Origin of the sequence: Methylosinus sporium (assembly GCF_003113265.1) — a bacterium.
Taxonomy (GTDB): Bacteria; Pseudomonadota; Alphaproteobacteria; order Rhizobiales; family Beijerinckiaceae; genus Methylosinus; species Methylosinus sporium.
In genome coordinates this window covers 57,994-74,910 of record NZ_PUIV01000015.1, presented here as the reverse complement: position 1 = coordinate 74,910, position 16,917 = coordinate 57,994, and the positions used below count along the sequence as shown (strand labels likewise).

The window sequence follows — 16,917 nt, the reverse complement described above, 5'->3', positions numbered from 1 at the left end:
GCTTCGATGTTGGCGAATGTCTATCGCTTCGGTGTCAGGCCGTGATGAAGGCGCCCTGACGGATGGTCGCGTCGCCACGCTCCTTGTGCTCGATCTCGCCGCTCTTCACCTTGTCGAGATAGCGCTTGAAGTAGGTGATCGCCGATTGCTCGATGAACTCGAAGGCGAATTCATCGACCGGATCGATGCCGGCCTTGACCAGATCGTTCTTCGGGCAGCCGCCGATCTTGGCGACGAACACCGCCGTGCAATCATTGATCGCGCGGATGATCGTGTCGAGGCTGTCCTCCTCGCCATAGCCGCCCTGGCAATACAGGTCGACACGGCGATGACCGACGAACTTCGCGCCAGAGGTGCTGAGCTCGTAGATCTGGAACTCCTTGGCGTGGCCGAAGTGCTCGTTGACGCGGCCGCTGCCCTTGGTCGCCACGGCGATCAGGATCTTGATGTCGACATTGTCCTCGCCGGCGAGCGTCGCCAGCTCGGCGTTCTTGGCGGCGGCGACCTTCAGGCGCTCTTCCTCGACCTTCGTCTGATAAGCCTTGCGGCTCTCGAGATCATAGGTCACTTCCATGGCCATGATCTTGTCGGTCGTGAACTCGGCGCTGCGATCCTCGCCGAGCAGCCCGACCGCGTCGGCGCGGCACTGGCGGCAATGGCGCATCATGTTCATCTCGCCTTCGCAGCTGTCCTGCAGCGCCTTCAGCTCCTGAGCCGTCGGGCCGCGCTGGCCGTTGAGGCCGAACACGGTGCCGTGCTCGGGGGACGAGATGAGCGGCATGATGTTGTGCAGGAAGGCCCCGCGCGACTTCACCGCCCGATTCACCTCGACGAGATGCTTGTCGTTGATGCCCGGGATCATGACCGAGTTGACCTTGCACAGAATGCCGCGCTCGGTCAGCATCTCGAGGCCGCGCATCTGATGCTGCGTCAGGATCTCGGCGGCCTCGCGGCCGTAGATGCGCTTATGGTTGTAGTAGATCCAGGGATAGATCTGCGCGCCGACGTCCGGATCGACCATGTTGATTGTGATGGTGACGTGATCGACATTGAACTTGGCGATCGTGTCGACATGCTCCGGCAGAGCGAGACCATTCGTCGACAGGCAGAGCTTGATGTCGGGCGCAGTCGCGGCGATCAGCTCGAAGGTCTTGAAGGTCTTCTCCGGATTGGCGAGCGGGTCGCCCGGGCCGGCGATGCCGAGAACGGTCATCTGCGGGATCGTCGACGCGACGGCCAGAACCTTCTTGGAAGCCTGCTCGGGCGTCAGCTTCTCGGAGACGACGCCGGGGCGCGACTCGTTGGCGCAATCATATTTGCGATTGCAGTAGTTGCACTGAATGTTGCACGCCGGCGCGACCGCGACATGCATACGCGCATAGTGGTGATGGGCTTCCTCGCTGTAGCAAGGATGATTCTTGACCTTGTCCCAGATTTCCTGCGGCAGGTCGTTCTCGCCGGCGCCCGAGCCGCAGCTCGCCTTGCCGGAACCGCCGGAGGTGCCGCAGCCCTTGTGCTCGGCGATCTTCTGCATCACGTCGTCGATCGATTCAGCCCCGCCGACCGCGGCGGTTTCGGTAGAAAGAGATTCCATGTTCGGTTCCTCACGATTTGAAGAGTTTCAAACCCTTGCGGAACGCAGTCGCGACATATCCGTCTGCCATTGCGCCGGCGCTGTCGCGGAAGCGGTGTCCGGGCCCGAGGTTCGCAACAAGCGTGCCATGCCTCAGCGCCGGATTAGCCGATTGAAATTATGAGACAAAAACCGTTTGTTTGGAACCTGTCCAAATACCGACACATGTCGGAAAGCGCCTCAGCAGGCTGTCGTTAACGCGACACTATGCCGCTCGGGATCACTTGTCCGGCTTCCGGCGTCCGCGCGACGTTCCCGGCCGCCGCGGTTTTGCGTCACGCCGTGGGGCCGAGCGGTCGATAGGCGAGGCGCGCGATTGGCGCGACATTTGCCTGCCGGCGCGGCATGAACGATCTCACTCGCGAATCCGACCTCGTGGACTTCGGCGAATTGTCGCCGGCCGTCAATGAACTCTTGCAGAAGGGCGTCCTCGCCTATCGAAGCGACAAGGCGCGCGCGGACGAATTGTTTCGAGAGGCGCTCGAGCTGTCTCCGCACGAGCTGCCCGCCTATTACTGTCTCTATAAAATTCATACTTATATGGGCAATCTGGAAGTCGCCTGGATCGTCGCGAATCAGGGCCTCGAGGAAGCGCTGCGCCAATGCGGCTGGCCGCTCGATCCGCATAGCTGGCCGCTGAAAGAAACGGCGCCGGGCTCGCCGGAGCACTTCGCATTGTACACTTTGAAGGCGTTGAGCTTCATCCAGCTCAAGCGCGGCAATAAGCCGAAGGCGATGGAAAATCTGGATATTTTGAGAGTGCTCGACCCCAAAGGATACGTCGGCTGGACAGTTATTTACGAGCTTGCGCAAGGCGTTGCCTGAATCGAGCGGCGCAGGCTCGTCGTCCGCCGCGAGTCTGCCCAGAAGACGTCACGGCAACGGCACGTTAGTTGCTAATCATTCCACAGTGAACTATCGATTCCCGCGGAACGTCAGGCACGTCGATGGGATACGAAGCTGGAAGCAGCATGAACACGGCTCAGGCTCGCGCGTTCGACCCGAGCGAATCTGCTCTCGTCGGAATCTATGAAATTTCGAAACTGTTGGCGTCGCCCAACCGGCTCGAGAAAACGCTGGCGGGGGTGCTGGCGCTGCTGTCGAGCTTTCTCGACATGCGGCACGGCCTCATCGCCCTGCTCGATTCACATGGGGACCCGGAAGTGGTCGTCGGATCGGGCTGGAGCGAAGGAAACGCCAAGAAATTCTTCGAACATCTTCCCGAGCGCGCGGTCGGGCAGATCGTGGCGACCAAAATGCCGCTGGTGGTCGAGAATGTCATGGCCTCGCCGCTGTTCGAGGGCACGGATCTCTCCGAATGGGGCCCGACGGACGGGCAGCCCTTTTCGCTGATCGGCGTGCCGATCAAGGAAGGCGACTCCGTCGTCGGCACATTGACGGTCGATCGCGTCTATAGCGACCGCTCATCCGTGCGCTTCGATCACGACGTCCGCTTCCTGACAATGATCGCCAATCTGGTGGGCCAGACGCTTCGGCTCCACAAGCTGATCGCCCGTGATCGCGATCGGCTGATGCAGGAGAAGGCCAGGCTCGAGAAGGGCGACCGGGTCGCGCATGTGGAGGCGCGGCTGGAAGGCATAAAAGGAATCGTCGGCGACAGCCCGGCGGTCAGAGCGGTCGTCGAGAAGATTCGGGTGGTCGCGAAAGCCAAATCGACCGTGCTGCTGCGGGGCGAGTCCGGCACTGGCAAAGAGCTGTTCGCGGCGGCGATCCACAATCTCTCGCCGCGGCAGAGCAAGCCCTTCGTCAAGCTGAATTGCGCAGCCCTGCCCGAAAGCGTTCTGGAATCCGAGCTTTTCGGGCATGAGCGAGGCGCCTTCACCGGCGCCGCCGCCTTGCGCAAAGGCCGCTTCGAGCTCGCCGACGGCGGCACTCTGTTCCTGGACGAGATCGGCGACATCACGCCCGCATTCCAGGCGAAGCTGCTGCGCGTGCTGCAGGAAGGCGAATTCGAGCGCGTCGGCGGCACGCGGACGATGAAGGTCGATGTGCGCTTCGTCTGCGCCACCAACCGCAATCTTGAGGAAGCGGTGCAGAAGGGCGAATTCCGCGCCGATCTCTACTATCGGATCAGCGTGGTGCCGATTTTCCTGCCGCCGCTCCGCGAGCGAAGGGGCGATCTCGCGCCGCTCGCCAATGAATTCCTGCGCCGCTTCAATAATGAGCAGAATGTCCATCTGACGCTTTCCGAGTCGGCGATGGAAGTGCTCAATGAATGCAGCTTCCCGGGCAATATTCGGGAGCTCGAGAATTGCGTCTATCGCACTGCGACGCTGGCGCGCAACGACGCGATCGTAGACAAGGATTTCTCCTGTCGCAACGACGGCTGCCTGTCCTCCGTGCTCTGGAACGGCTCGCGTGAAACCTCGATCGGCGGGCTCCATCCGCCGAGCTTCACGCCTTTGCCGATCGTGTCCAAGCCGCAGGCTCCGCCGCCGCCCGCGCGGCCCGCGGTCGCGCGGGCGCCTGTCGTCGAGGAGCCGGAGGCTCCCGTCGCCCCGGCGCAACCCGCCGCCTGTCCCGGCGCCGAGAACTGCACCGTCATCGAGACGGATCATCGTTCCGATCGGGACAAGCTGATCGAGGCCATGGAACAAGCCGGCTGGGTGAAGGCCAAAGCGGCTCGGCTTCTCGGGCTCACCCCCCGGCAAATCGGCTATGCGCTGCAAAAATATGATATCCCTGTAAAGAAGTTTTGATTCCACGAAAGAAGACGGCTCCCAATGGCCGCAGAACCAGAGAGAATCAGCGACGATCCGCTCGACTGGCGCGGACGTCCCATTCGCTGCAGGGAATGCTCCCATGTGGCGCTCAATCTCGAAGGCTTGTGCCGCAAGGGCTCGGCCTGCGTGCGCGATCGACGCGCGAAACGCGTCGATCTTTTCTTTCGCGGGCATCCGCAACTGGCTGATTCCTATCTGGATCACGCCTATTTCGAGGTGCGCGCGCGCGCGGCTCGTTACGCCTCGGTCCTGCGGCTGCCGCCTCTACTCGACGATCCTGAGCCGGAGGTCCGCGCGACTGTGGCGTCGCGCCTCCCCGCCGCGCGCATCGCGCATCTCGCGCATGATCCAGAGCCGCGCGTGCGCATCGTCATCGCCAATCGGCTGGAGGGCGCCGCGCTGCTCGCCATGTATTCGGATCCGGATTATCTGGTCCGCATTCATGTGGTTCGACGCATAGCCCCGGAATTGCTCACCATCGCCGTCCATGACGAAGATCCGGAAGTCCGGCGCTGGGTGGCCCGCCGTATTCCGTTGGACAAGCTGCATCTCCTGATCAAGGATCCGGAGCCGCTCGTCCGCCTCGTCGTCGCCGAGCGGCTGCCCGAGGACCGCCTCGTGGCGATGAGCAAAGACGAGGATCTGCGCATTCGCTTCACCGTCGCGGAGCGATGCGCGGCGGAATTGCTGCCCGCTTTCCTCGATGACGAGGACGAGCTGGTCCGCGCCTGCGCAAAAGCGCGGCTGGAAGGCGACTAACCATCTGCGTCGGCCAGCGGACCGCCCATGGCCGCGGCAGAAGCATCGCGGTCAGAAAAAAAAGCAATCCGGAGCCGAAACAGCCCCTGGATTGCGTGATCGAAACCGAGATGTCCGGTCGCGTCAGACCGGCCGATTCTCGTTGCGGTTGCGCACCGGACCCATCACTTCCAGGCCCTTCTCGAAGGTGATCTTCTCGAAAGTCTGGTCGAAGGCGATGCCCGCATTGGCGACGGCGTCGATCTTGCCGGCGGTCGTGGCTTTCTTGAGATCGTTCTTCTCTATGTAGAACAGCTCGAGCAGCTCGTTATAGACTGTCGATTCGTCGATCGGCAGCACATAGAAGTTGATGCCGTCGATCTCGACCTGATATTTGCTGAGCAGATCGATATTATTGGCGAAGATGAAATATTTGCCTTCCGGGCTGAGCAGTCCCTTCAGCACTTCGGCGACGTTTCCGAGATGCTCGAAGGAGAGGACCCACTGCGCGAAAAAGTCGAAGGTGGGCTTGCCGGCTTCCGCCACCGCAATGACCTGATCGGAGCAGAGTTCCGGCGGGCGCGCCTCATCGGCGAACTGTTGGGCGAATTTCAGGGCGAGCTTGCCGCGGAAGCCGAAGCGCCCCGCCTTCTCGGTCGGTCCCTTGTGAACCGGGCTGAGCAGCCGCTTCTGCTCTTCCAAAGTCGCAAACGCCGTTTCAGTGATGCTTGTCATGTTGATTATCCGGGTCGTTACGTAGCCAATCCGCCAATTTGGCGAAGTTCTGCTTCAGGGAGTCACGCAGTCTCACATCATCGACCACCTCATCGAGCGCGCCAGTCATGCAGGCCATCCATGCATCGCGCTCGGCCGGGCCGATCGCGAAACCCATGTGACGCATCCGCAACCGAGGATGTCCCCGCTGCTCCGAGTAGCTCTTCGGTCCGCCCAGCCATTCGGCCAGATAGAGCTTCAGAACCGCCTTGGTGGGGCCGAGATCCGCAGCATGAATCGCGCGAATGCCACGCGCCTGCGGCAGCTCGTCCATATTGCGGTAGAACGTCTCGACGAGACGGTCGATCGCATCCTGTCCTCCGATGACGTCGAATGCGGTCTTTGTCGATTCCACGGCGTCCATTGTCATGCCTCGCGAGCAAGCAAATCATATGCCGAAGCACGGGCCTATCGCACGGCGAGCGGCGACGCGGCGAGGCCCGCAGAACTTCGCGGAACATTCCCACTCCAGCGCCGGACATTGCCCGAATTCGGCCGCGACGAGAGAATAAAAGGCAGGGCAAGACACAAATTTATGCAATTGCGACTTTGGCGCGCGATTTCGGCGCAGCCCGCACTTGACAGGCGAGGGGGCCCCTTCCTATGTCTCGGCCAGCCTGCTGGCACTCGCCCTCTTTGAGTGCTAACAGGCATTTTATTCAATCTTTCGCCCGCGCGCTCCGGCCGGGCAGCAACGAAGGAAGACGACATGGCGTTCCGTCCCCTCCACGACCGCGTCGTGGTCAAGCGCCTCGAAGGCGAAGACAAGACCAAAGGCGGCATCATCATTCCGGACACCGCGAAAGAGAAGCCCGCCGAGGGCAAGATCATCGCCGTCGGCCCGGGCGCCCGCGACGAGAGCGGCAAGCTCGTCGCCCTCGACGTGAAGGAAGGCGACCGCGTGCTGTTCGGCAAATGGTCCGGCACCGAGGTCAAGATCGACGGTGAAGACCTCCTCATCATGAAGGAAAGCGACATTCTGGGCGTGATCGCCTGAGCCGCTAGACCCTCGCACCTTTTTCTCTTCAACGGAGCCGAACGAAAATGGCAGCCAAGGACATTCGTTTTTCCTCCGACGCGCGCGACCGTATCCTGCGCGGCGTCGAAATCCTCGCCAATGCGGTGAAGGTCACTCTCGGCCCCAAGGGCCGCAACGTCGTCATCGAGAAGAGCTTCGGCGCTCCGCGCATCACCAAGGACGGCGTCACCGTCGCCAAGGAGATCGAGCTCGCCGACAAGTTCGAGAATCTCGGCGCGCAGCTCGTTCGTGAGGTCGCCTCCAAGCAGAACGACACCGCCGGCGACGGCACCACGACGGCGACCGTGCTCGCCGCGGCCATCGCCAAGGAAGGTGCCAAGGCCGTCGCGGCCGGCCTCAATCCGCAGGATCTGAAGCGCGGCATCGACCTCGCCGTCGAGGCGGTCGTCGCCGACCTCAAGAAGAACTCCAAGAAGGTCACCTCCAACGACGAGATCGCCCAGGTCGGCACCATCTCGGCCAATGGCGACAGCTTCATCGGCCAGGAGATCGCCAAGGCGGTGCAGAAGGTCGGCAATGAGGGCGTGATCACGGTGGAAGAGGCCAAGAGCCTCGACTCCGAGACCGTCATCGTCGAAGGCCTGCAGTTCGACCGCGGCTATCTTTCCCCCTATTTCATCACCAACGCCGAGCGTCTCGTCGCGGAGCTCGAGGACCCCTACATCCTCATCCACGAGAAGAAGCTGTCGACGCTGCAGCCGCTGCTGCCGATCCTCGAGGCCGTCGTGCAGACCGGCAAGCCGCTGCTCATCATCGCCGAGGACGTCGAGGGCGAGGCTCTTGCCACGCTCGTCGTCAACAAGCTGCGCGGCGGCCTGAAGATCGCGGCCGTGAAGGCTCCGGGCTTCGGCGATCGCCGCAAGGCTCAGCTCGAGGACATCGCCATCCTCACCGGCGGTCAGGTCGTCTCCGAGGATCTCGGCATCAAGCTCGAGAACGTCACGCTTCCCTTGCTCGGCCGCGCCAAGCGCATCCGCATCGACAAGGAGAACACGACGATCATCGACGGCGCCGGCGAGAAGAAGGACATCGAGGCCCGCGTCGCTCAGATCAAGGCTCAGGTCGAGGAAGTCACCTCGGACTACGACCGTGAGAAGCTGCAGGAGCGTCTCGCCAAGCTCGCGGGCGGCGTCGCGGTGATCCGCGTCGGCGGCGCGACCGAGGTCGAGGTGAAGGAGAAGAAGGACCGCGTCGACGACGCGCTGAACGCCACCCGCGCCGCGGTGCAGGAAGGCATCTCGCCCGGCGGCGGCGTCGCCCTGCTGCGCGCCATCGCCGTGCTCGGCGACGTCAAGGTCGCGAACTCCGATCAGAAGACCGGCGTCGAGATCGTCCGCAAGGCGATCCAGGCTCCGGCCCGTCAGATCGTCGACAACGCCGGCGGCGACGGCGCGGTCGTGGTCGGCAAGCTGCTCGAGTCCACGGACTACAGCTTCGGCTATGACGCTCAGTCCGGCGAATATGGCGATCTGGTGAAGCTCGGCATCATCGACCCGACCAAGGTCGTCCGCACGGCTCTGCAGGACGCGGCTTCCGTCGCGGCGCTCATCGTCACCACCGAGGCGACGATCACCGAGCAGCCGAAGAAGGACAGCGGCCCGGCTCTGCCGCCCGGCGGCGGCATGGGCGGCATGGATTTCTGATCTCCATCCGAGACAGGAAATAAAGAAGCCCCGGAGCGATCCGGGGCTTTTTTGTCGAATGCGGGGACAAAACCGCGACGATTGCGACATTGCAGGATCGAGCGCGCTCGTCTAGCATCACACTGCTTCGCCCCTCGACGGGCGAGCCGAAACGCAAGAGCGCGAGGGGAGAGGAATGGCCGACCATCATCACGAGGCTTCGTCAGACATTGCGGAGCATCTCGCCACCTATAACGGCTTTCTGACGCTGCTGAAGGTGGGAACGGCGGCCAGCGTCGTCACGCTGCTTCTGCTGTATTTCTTCCTCGCGCGCTGAAGACCCGGCGCGTCGATCGCCGATGCGCCGCTCCACGGGTCCTCTCTACAGTTTCTGACCGAATGCGAACCGCGCGGCCATCCGGCCACGCGAAACCGATTCTCCGCAAAATGGAGTTTCGTCAATGCGCATTGCTGTTCAAGCCGAGACTGACAAGAACGAGACGCGCGTCGCTGCGACGCCGGAAACCGTAAAGAAGTTCAAGAACCTCGGCGCGGAAGTCGTGGTCCAATCGGGCGCCGGAGCCATATCCGGCTTCTCGGACGCCGATTACGCCGCGGCCGGCGCCGCGATAGCGCCGAGCGCCGCAGCCGCCTCCGATAATGCCGAGGTGGTGCTGCGCGTGCGCCGACCGGCGCCGGGCGAGCTGTCCGGCATTGCGCGCGGCGCCGCGATCGTCGCCATCGCCGATCCCTTCAAACATGAGAAAGAGCTCGCCGCCCTCGCCCAGACCGGCGCGACGCTCTTCGCCATGGAATTCATGCCGCGCATCACCCGCGCGCAGGTCATGGACGTCCTCTCCTCCCAGGCCAATATCGCCGGCTATCGCGCCGTCATCGACGCCGCCGCAGAATATAGCCGCGCCATCCCGATGATGATGACGGCGGCGGGCACGGTTCCGGCCGCCAAAATCTTCATCATGGGCGTCGGCGTCGCCGGCCTGCAGGCGATCGCCACCGCGCGCCGACTCGGCGGCATCGTCTCCGCCACCGATGTGCGGCCCGCCACCAAGGAGCAAGTCGAGTCGCTCGGCGCGAAATTCATCGCCGTCGAGAATGACGAATTCCGCCAGGCCGAGACCTCCGGCGGCTACGCCAAGGAAATGTCGCCGGAATACCAAGCCGCGCAGGCGGAGCTGGTCGCGGCGCATATCGCCAAGCAGGATATCGTCGTCACGACGGCGCTGATTCCGGGCCGGCCAGCGCCCGTGCTCATCTCCGCGGCGGCGGCGCGCTCCATGCGCGCCGGCTCGGTCATCATCGATCTCGCCGCCGAGCGCGGCGGCAATTGCGAGCTGACCAAGCCCGGCGAGACAATCGTCGACAATGGCGTGAAGATCGTCGGCGCGGTCAATCTCGCCGGCCGCCTGCCGGCGACGGCCTCCGGCCTCTACGCAAAAAACCTGCTCGCCTTCGTCGAGACTCTCATCTCCAAAGAGACGAAGACTCTGGCCATCGATTGGAACGACGAATTGGTGAAGGCGACGGCCCTCACCCGCGACGGCGCCGTCATCGATTCGCGATTTGCGGCTTGATCACGCCGGCCCCGTGAGGGCCGAGCGAAGAAAGGGCGTTGGCACATGGCATCCGACACGACTCAGCAAATGCTCGAAACGGCTCGCCGCGCAGCCGAGGCGACGCGCCAGCTCGCCGATCAGGCGCAATCCTATTCCGACCAGCTGGCGCAAGTGGCGGCGGCGGCCTCCTCCCACGGCCTCACCGGCGGCGTCGATCCGGTCGTCTTCCGCCTCGCGATTTTCGCGCTGGCCGTTTTCGTCGGCTATTACGTCGTCTGGTCGGTGACGCCGGCTCTGCATACGCCGCTGATGTCCGTCACCAACGCCATCTCTTCTGTCATCGTCGTCGGCGCGCTGCTCGCGGTCGGCGTCGACCCAAACGCCGACGCCAGCGGCGGAGCCGGCTGGGCGCAATGGTTCGGCTTCGTCGCCCTCGGCCTCGTCAGCGTGAATATTTTCGGCGGCTTCATGGTCACCGAACGTATGCTGTCGATGTACAAGAAGAAGGGCTGACGCCATGAGCGGCAATCTCGCGGTCCTTCTCTATCTCGCCGCCGGAATTTTGTTCATTCTGGCGCTGCGCGGCCTGTCCTCGCCGGCGACGTCGCGACAGGGCAATCTTTACGGCATGATCGGCATGGGCGTCGCCGTGGCGACGACGCTGCTGCTGCGCGCGCCGAGCTTCAGCGGATTTCTATTCATGGTGTCGGGCGTCGCCATCGGCGGCGGAATCGGAGCGTGGCAGGCGCGCACCGTGCTGATGACGGAAATGCCGCAGCTCGTCGCCTTGTTCCATTCCTTCGTCGGCCTCGCCGCAGTTCTGGTGGCGGGCGCGGCGTTCAATGCGCCGCAGGCTTTCGGAATTGGCGCGCCCGGCCACATCGAAGGGGGAAGCCTCTTCGAAATGTCGCTCGGCGCGGCGATCGGCGCGATCACCTTCTCCGGCTCGATCATCGCTTATATGAAGCTCGCCGAGAAGATGAGCGGCAAGCCGCTCCTGCTCGCAGAGCGTCACACGATCAATATTCTGCTCGGGCTGGCGCTGCTCGGCTTCATCGTCCTGTTCGCGACGACGGAGAGCGGCTTTTGGCTGTTTCTCGTCATTCTCGTCGCTTTCGTGCTCGGCGTGACGCTCATCATTCCGATCGGCGGCGCCGACATGCCGGTCGTCGTGTCCATGCTCAATTCCTATTCGGGATGGGCGGCGGCGGGCATAGGCTTCACGCTCGGCAATCTCGCGCTCATCATCACCGGCGCGCTGGTCGGCTCCTCGGGCGCCATCCTCTCCTACATAATGTGCAAGGGGATGAACCGCTCCTTCGTCTCCGTCATTCTCGGCGGCTTCGGCGGCGAGACGGCGGCGGCGACGGGCGCGGTGGAGAAGCGCCCGGTCAAGCAGGGTTCGGCGGAGGACGCCGCTTACATCATGCAGAACGCCGGCAAGATCATCATCGTGCCGGGCTATGGCATGGCGGTGGCGCAGGCGCAGCACGCGCTGCGCGAGATGGCGGACCTTTTGAAAAAGGAAGGCGTCGAGGTGAAATACGCCATTCATCCCGTCGCCGGCCGTATGCCCGGCCATATGAATGTGCTGCTCGCCGAGGCCTATGTTCCCTATGACGAGGTCTTCGAGCTCGAGGACATAAATTCCGAATTCGCCCAGGCGGATGTCGCCTTCGTCATCGGCGCCAATGACGTGACCAATCCTTCCGCCAAGACCGATCCGCAATCGCCGATCTATGGCATGCCGATCCTCGACGTCGAGAAGGCGAAGACGGTTCTCTTTTTGAAGCGCGGCATGGGCTCCGGCTATGCCGGCGTCGAGAATGAGCTGTTCTTCCGGCCCAATACGATGATGCTGTTCGGCGACGCGAAAAAGACCGTGGAGCAGATCGTCAAAGCGCTCGCGCATTGAGGCGACGAGCGCCCCTCTCCCGCGCAAGCGGGGGAGAGGGCGCTCAGCGCCGCCCGGCCTGACTCGCTATGCGCAACAGCGCGCGGCCTGCCTCCATCTCCGCCAGAGCGGCATTGGCGCGGGCGCGATGATTGGCGTCGCGCAAGGCCGGCAGCAGCGCCGCCACTTTCGCCGCGGACCAGATACGCAAATGCTGCTCGAGCTGCGGCCGCTGCGAGAAGCCGAAACCGCTGCGCATCAAAATGGTGATGCCGAAATCCGGCCGTCCCTCGCGCTCCACGGTGAGCCGCGCGCGATGCAGCGCCATCGCGTAGCGCAGCGCGCCGTTCAATAGCTGCCCGGCGTCGCCGCCGCCGGCGACCGCTCTGTCGAAGGCTTCGCCAGCGGCGTCGGCCTGCCCCGAGAAAGCGTCCAGCACCAAGCGATCGGAGGCGATATTGGAGGCATGCGCGACGATATCCTCGACATCGCCGGCCTCGATCGCGCTCGCGCCATGCTTATAGAGCATCAGCTTGGCGAGCTCGGAACGGCTCATGCGGCGATCCTCGCCGAGCGCCGCCTGCAGCAGCAGCCGCGCCTCCGGCGTGACGGAAAAGCCCGCCTCGCGCAGGCTGTTGTCGATCAGCGCATGCAGATCCTGCTCATCGTCTGGATTGCATTCGACGGCGGCGGCGATCTTGGACGGCTCGATCAGCTTGCGCAGCGGCGCATCGCGCTTCAGCGCGCCGGCGGTGAGCACGATGGCGCAATCCACCGGCGGCGCGGCGAGCAATTGCTCGAGCGGCGAGACAATGGATTTGCCGCCCGTCTCGACGATGATCGCACGCCTGCCGCCGAACAGCGGAATCGTATTGGCCTCGTCGAGCAGCGACAGCGGATCAGCGGCCACGGCGTCGCCGCTCATCTCCACACATTGGAACGGATCATGCCGATCGTCGACGCGCTGCGCGACAATGGCGAGCGCGCGCTCGCGCACGAGGCCGGCGTCGGCGCCATGGAGCAGGAACATGAAAATATTGGCCGGCGGCGCCTTCACGAAGCGCTCGGCGTCGCGGGTCTTGATGGCGGTCATGGGCGCTCGGGTAACGGCGAATAGCGAGTAGATCTACTCGCTACTCTCTCTCTCTTCGACAACGCCGTCGCCACCCGCGTCCGGATCATATCCGCTATGACTTTGGCGTCGCGAATCTCGCCGTCGCGCGCGGCGCGCACATTGGCGAGACGATTGCTGAAACGATCATAGCTGGCGACGCCGAAAGCGACGCCTTTGGTGATGACCTGCTCGTCGGCGATATTGATGAGCTTATATTCGGCGTCGACGATCACGGTCGCCGATGTCGCGCGGCCGGTGACAGTGTCGAGGATCGGCGTCTGCACACGCTCCTTCAGCGCGACCATGAGCCGATAGCGCGGCGGCTCGTCCGAGCCTGTGCCGTTCAGGGCGAAGATCAGCTCGTTGCGGACATAATGGCCGATGCGGTCCGGGATCGGATCGACCGCGACCGCATGAAGCTCCGCCGTCAGCGGGGCGTCGGTCCCGATGGGGCCATAGAGCGGCTGCACTGTGCAGGCCGAGAGCGCCAGAGCGGCGAAAACGCCGAAGACAGCCGGGCCAACGCGGGAAAGGGTGCGCCTCACCCTCCCCTTCAGGGGGAGGGCCGGACCGCGAAGCGGTCCGGGGTGGGGTCGCTTCCGAGACTCGGGCGTCACCCCCTCCCGCTCGCCTGCGGCGATCGACCTCCCCCCTCCAGGGGGAGGTGGAAACGCCCCTCGGCCCGATTCGGAAGGAGACAGAGCGCGCCGCCGTTCAAACGACCACATTGACGATCCTCTTGGGAACGAGAATGAACTTCTTCAACGGCTTGCCTTCCATGGCCCGCAGCACGGCCTCTTGCGTCAGCGCCTCCTCGCGGATCGTCGCCTCATCGGCGTCATGGGCCACGAGAATCTCCGCGCGCTTCTTGCCGTTCACCTGCACCGGCAAGCTTATCATGTCCTGCGCGACGAGAGTAGGATCGGCCTCCGGCCAGGGCGCCAGCGAGACGATCTCGGAATGGCCGAGATCGCTCCAGCACTCCTCCGCCACATGCGGCGTCATCGGCGCGATCAGCTGCACGAAAACGTCCGCCGCCTCGCGGAAGGCGAAGGCGAGATCGGCGGAGACCGGAACCGTCTCCACCTTGTCGAGCGCCGCGGTCAGCTCATTGGCGTATTCGCGAATGCGAGCGATCGCCGTGTTGAAGCGCAGACGCTCGATATTGTCGCCGACGGCGGCGATGGTGCGATGCGTCGCCTTGCGCACATCGAGCGCCGCCGCGCCGAACTCGGCCGGCGCCGACGCGCCGACGGGCGCCGCGGCATTGGCCAGCTCGCCGGCCAGACGATAGACGCGCTGCACGAAGCGCCAGGCGCCCTGCACGCCCTCCTCCGTCCATACGACATCGCGGTCGGGCGGCGAATCGGAGAGCACGAAGAGCCGCGCCGTGTCGGCGCCATAGCTGGCGATAATGTCGTCTGGGTCGACCGTGTTGCGCTTCGACTTGGACATTTTCTCGATCGCGCCGATCGCGACCTCCTCGCCCTCCTCGATGAGGAAGGCGCGGCGGCCCTTGTCGCTGGTCTCGAAACGCAGCTCGCTGGGCGCGATCCATTTGCCGGAGGCGGCGCGATAGGTCTCATGCACCACCATGCCCTGGGTGAAGAGGCCGGCGAAAGGTTCGCCGACGCCGCCATGGCCGGTGTCGCGAATGGCGCGCGAGAAGAAGCGCGAATAGAGCAGATGCAGAATCGCGTGCTCGATCCCGCCTATATACTGATCCACCGGCAGCCAGCGTGCGAGCTGCTCCGGCGCGGCGGGCGCCGACTCATTGTGCGGATCGGTGAAGCGCGCGTAATACCAGGACGAATCGACGAAAGTATCCATCGTGTCGGTTTCGCGCCGCGCGGCGGCTCCGCATTTCGGACAGGCGACATTCTTCCATGTCGGATGATGGTCGAGCGGATTGCCCGGCCTGTCGAAGGTCACATCCTCCGGCAGCTTCACGGGAAGATCGGCGTTCGGCACGGGCACGACGCCGCAATCCGGGCAATGGATGATGGGGATCGGACAGCCCCAATAGCGCTGCCGCGATATGCCCCAATCGCGCAGCTTGTAATTGATCTTGCGCTCGCCCTGCGGCCGGCCGTGCAGCTGCGCGGTCTCGAGGCGCTTCGCCACCTCCTCCTTCGCCTCGGCGACGGTGAGCCCGTCGAGAAAGCGCGAATTGACGAGCCGTCCCTCGCCGTCGAAAGCGGTCTCACTGACGATGAGAGTCGCAGGATCGACGCCCTCCGGGCAGACGACCGGCGTCGCGCCGAGGCCATAAGCATTGGCGAAATCGAGGTCGCGCTGGTCATGCGCCGGGCAGCCGAAGATCGCGCCCGTGCCGTAATCCATCAGGATGAAATTGGCGACATAGACAGGCAGCGTCCACGACGGATCGAAGGGATGGACGACGCGCAGGCCCGTGTCATAGCCCTTCTTCTCGGCGGTCTCGATCGCCGCCACCGACGTGCCGATATGGCGGCACTCTTCCGCAAAGGCGGCGAGCGCCGGGTCGCTGGAAGCCGCGGCGCGGGCAACCGGATGGTCGGGCGCCAGCGCGACGAATTTCGCGCCGAACAAAGTGTCCGGCCGCGTGGTGAAGACCTCGATCTCGCCCGTCGGATCGCCGGCGATGGCGAAGCGCGCCAGCAGCCCTTCCGAGCGGCCGATCCAATTGCGCTGCATCAGCCGCACCTTCTCCGGCCAGCGGTCGAGCGTGTCGAGCGAGGTGAGAAGATCATCGGCGTATTTGCCGATGCGCAGGAACCATTGCGTCAGCTCGCGCTGCTCGACCAGCGCGCCGGAGCGCCAGCCGCGCCCGTCCACCACCTGCTCATTGGCGAGCACGGTCATGTCCACCGGATCCCAGTTGACCTTGGACTGCTTGCGATCGACGAGGCCGCCGGCGAGGAAATCCAGAAACAGCTTCTGCTGATGCTTGTAATAGGCGGGGTCGCAAGTAGCGATCTCGCGCGACCAGTCGAGCGACAGCCCCATGGATTTGAGCTGCGTCCGCATGGAGGCGATATTGGCGTAGGTCCAGGTCGCAGGGTGCGAGCCGCTCTGCTGGGCGGCGTTCTCCGCCGGCAGGCCGAAAGCGTCCCAACCCATGGGATGCAGCACGTCGAAGCCCTTGGCGCGCTTATAGCGGGCGATGACGTCGCCCATCGAATAATTGCGCACATGGCCGACATGGATGCGCCCCGACGGATAGGGGAACATTTCGAGCACGTAATATTTCGGCTTCGTCGTATCGCCGGAGGTGAAAACCTGCCGCTCGTCCCAAATCTTTCGCCATTTGGGCTCGGCCGCGGCGAAGTCGTAGCGTTCTGGTCTCATGGGTCCGAGCGGTCCTGATCGAATTGTGGAGTTTCGCCTGTAATGCCGGGCGGGGCGGGGCTTGTCAAAGGCGCCTCTCGCCGGGAAGCGGGGCGCGTGCTATATCCGGGCCATGTCGGCGCAAGTGCTCTTCAACCCCCTCGCCTATATCGACCGTCTCACCCGCGGCGGCTTCTCGCCCGAGCAGGCGCGCGCCTCCGCCGAGGCGTTGGAGACGGCGTTCTCCGAGAGCGTGGCCACAAAGGCGGACATCGGCGATGTTCGGCACGACATGGAATTGCTTAAGCGCGACCTCGCCGAAGTCGAGGGGCGGCTGAAGCGAGAGCTCATCGAGGTGGAAGGACGCCTGAAGCTGGAAGTCTCTCAGTCCAAGACGGATATTCTCCGGTGGGTGTTCGGCTTCAATCTGGTTCTCATCGGAGCTATTTTCACTATTTTGAAATTCGTCCGCTGAG

Annotated in this window: 16 protein-coding genes; 10 read left to right on the top strand and 6 right to left on the bottom strand. The window is 63.9% G+C overall.

Annotated elements, in window-relative coordinates; all coding sequences use genetic code 11:
• Nucleotides 1-34: 34 nt before the first annotated feature.
• Entirely contained in the window at nt 35-1,594 is a 1,560-nt protein-coding gene (nifB, locus tag C5689_RS11260; protein WP_108917367.1) for a nitrogenase cofactor biosynthesis protein NifB, read from the bottom strand.
• Nucleotides 1,595-1,978: 384 nt separating this feature from the next.
• Here nifB and C5689_RS11255 point away from each other — a divergent pair, with 384 nt between their 5' ends.
• The 3 genes from C5689_RS11255 (at nt 1,979) to C5689_RS11245 (ending at nt 5,136) form a co-directional block, all read left to right on the top strand.
• Nucleotides 1,979-2,458, top strand: a complete 480-nt coding sequence (locus C5689_RS11255) for a tetratricopeptide repeat protein (RefSeq protein ID WP_108917366.1) — start codon at nt 1,979-1,981, stop codon at nt 2,456-2,458.
• Between the two features lie 122 nt (nt 2,459-2,580).
• The gene (gene nifA, locus C5689_RS11250) at nt 2,581-4,353 is read left to right on the top strand and encodes a nif-specific transcriptional activator NifA (RefSeq protein ID WP_167398714.1); all 1,773 of its coding nucleotides are present in this window, start codon (nt 2,581-2,583) and stop codon (nt 4,351-4,353) included.
• 24 nt (nt 4,354-4,377) lie between these two features.
• Entirely contained in the window at nt 4,378-5,136 is a 759-nt protein-coding gene (locus C5689_RS11245; RefSeq protein WP_244594671.1) for a 4Fe4S-binding leucine-rich repeat protein, read from the top strand.
• A gap of 123 nt (nt 5,137-5,259) precedes the next feature.
• On the opposite strand, the gene C5689_RS11240 is transcribed toward C5689_RS11245, so the two are convergent.
• Together C5689_RS11240 and C5689_RS11235 are read right to left on the bottom strand one after the other, a co-directional pair.
• Nucleotides 5,260-5,850 (bottom strand): hypothetical protein, encoded by a 591-nt coding sequence (locus C5689_RS11240; protein WP_108917364.1) that lies wholly within the window; start codon nt 5,848-5,850, stop codon nt 5,260-5,262.
• Nucleotides 5,834-6,253: a group II truncated hemoglobin gene (locus C5689_RS11235; protein WP_108917363.1), complete on the bottom strand. Its 420-nt coding sequence runs from the start codon at nt 6,251-6,253 to the stop codon at nt 5,834-5,836. Before C5689_RS11235 ends, C5689_RS11240 begins: the two co-directional genes overlap by 17 nt.
• Nucleotides 6,254-6,598: 345 nt before the next feature.
• Here C5689_RS11235 and groES point away from each other — a divergent pair, with 345 nt between their 5' ends.
• From groES to C5689_RS11205, 6 genes are all read left to right on the top strand, one after another.
• Nucleotides 6,599-6,886, top strand: coding sequence for a co-chaperone GroES (gene groES / locus C5689_RS11230; RefSeq protein WP_018267899.1), 288 nt, complete (start codon nt 6,599-6,601; stop codon nt 6,884-6,886).
• A gap of 47 nt (nt 6,887-6,933) precedes the next feature.
• Entirely contained in the window at nt 6,934-8,571 is a 1,638-nt protein-coding gene (gene groL / locus C5689_RS11225; protein WP_108917362.1) for a chaperonin GroEL, read from the top strand.
• 175 nt (nt 8,572-8,746) lie between these two features.
• Nucleotides 8,747-8,887 (top strand): aa3-type cytochrome c oxidase subunit IV, encoded by a 141-nt coding sequence (locus C5689_RS11220; protein WP_108917361.1) that lies wholly within the window; start codon nt 8,747-8,749, stop codon nt 8,885-8,887.
• A 124-nt stretch (nt 8,888-9,011) separates the two neighbouring features.
• Nucleotides 9,012-10,142, top strand: coding sequence for a Re/Si-specific NAD(P)(+) transhydrogenase subunit alpha (locus tag C5689_RS11215; RefSeq protein WP_108917360.1), 1,131 nt, complete (start codon nt 9,012-9,014; stop codon nt 10,140-10,142).
• Nucleotides 10,143-10,187: 45 nt separating this feature from the next.
• Nucleotides 10,188-10,637, top strand: a complete 450-nt coding sequence (locus tag C5689_RS11210) for an NAD(P) transhydrogenase subunit alpha part 2 (RefSeq protein ID WP_108917359.1) — start codon at nt 10,188-10,190, stop codon at nt 10,635-10,637.
• 4 nt (nt 10,638-10,641) lie between these two features.
• Nucleotides 10,642-12,039: an NAD(P)(+) transhydrogenase (Re/Si-specific) subunit beta gene (locus C5689_RS11205; RefSeq protein ID WP_108917358.1), complete on the top strand. Its 1,398-nt coding sequence runs from the start codon at nt 10,642-10,644 to the stop codon at nt 12,037-12,039.
• A gap of 43 nt (nt 12,040-12,082) precedes the next feature.
• On the opposite strand, the gene holA is transcribed toward C5689_RS11205, so the two are convergent.
• The 3 genes from holA to leuS all read right to left on the bottom strand — a co-directional run bounded on the left by holA (nt 12,083) and on the right by leuS (nt 16,462).
• The gene (gene holA / locus C5689_RS11200; RefSeq protein WP_108917357.1) at nt 12,083-13,111 is read right to left on the bottom strand and encodes a DNA polymerase III subunit delta; all 1,029 of its coding nucleotides are present in this window, start codon (nt 13,109-13,111) and stop codon (nt 12,083-12,085) included.
• Nucleotides 13,108-13,677 (bottom strand): LPS assembly lipoprotein LptE, encoded by a 570-nt coding sequence (locus C5689_RS11195; RefSeq protein WP_108917356.1) that lies wholly within the window; start codon nt 13,675-13,677, stop codon nt 13,108-13,110. Before C5689_RS11195 ends, holA begins: the two co-directional genes overlap by 4 nt.
• A gap of 169 nt (nt 13,678-13,846) precedes the next feature.
• Nucleotides 13,847-16,462, bottom strand: a complete 2,616-nt coding sequence (gene leuS / locus C5689_RS11190; RefSeq protein WP_108917355.1) for a leucine--tRNA ligase — start codon at nt 16,460-16,462, stop codon at nt 13,847-13,849.
• A gap of 112 nt (nt 16,463-16,574) precedes the next feature.
• Between leuS and C5689_RS11185 the strand changes: the two genes are divergently transcribed.
• Nucleotides 16,575-16,916, top strand: a complete 342-nt coding sequence (locus tag C5689_RS11185; RefSeq protein ID WP_108917354.1) for a CCDC90 family protein — start codon at nt 16,575-16,577, stop codon at nt 16,914-16,916.
• The last annotated feature ends 1 nt before the right edge of the window (nt 16,917 follow it).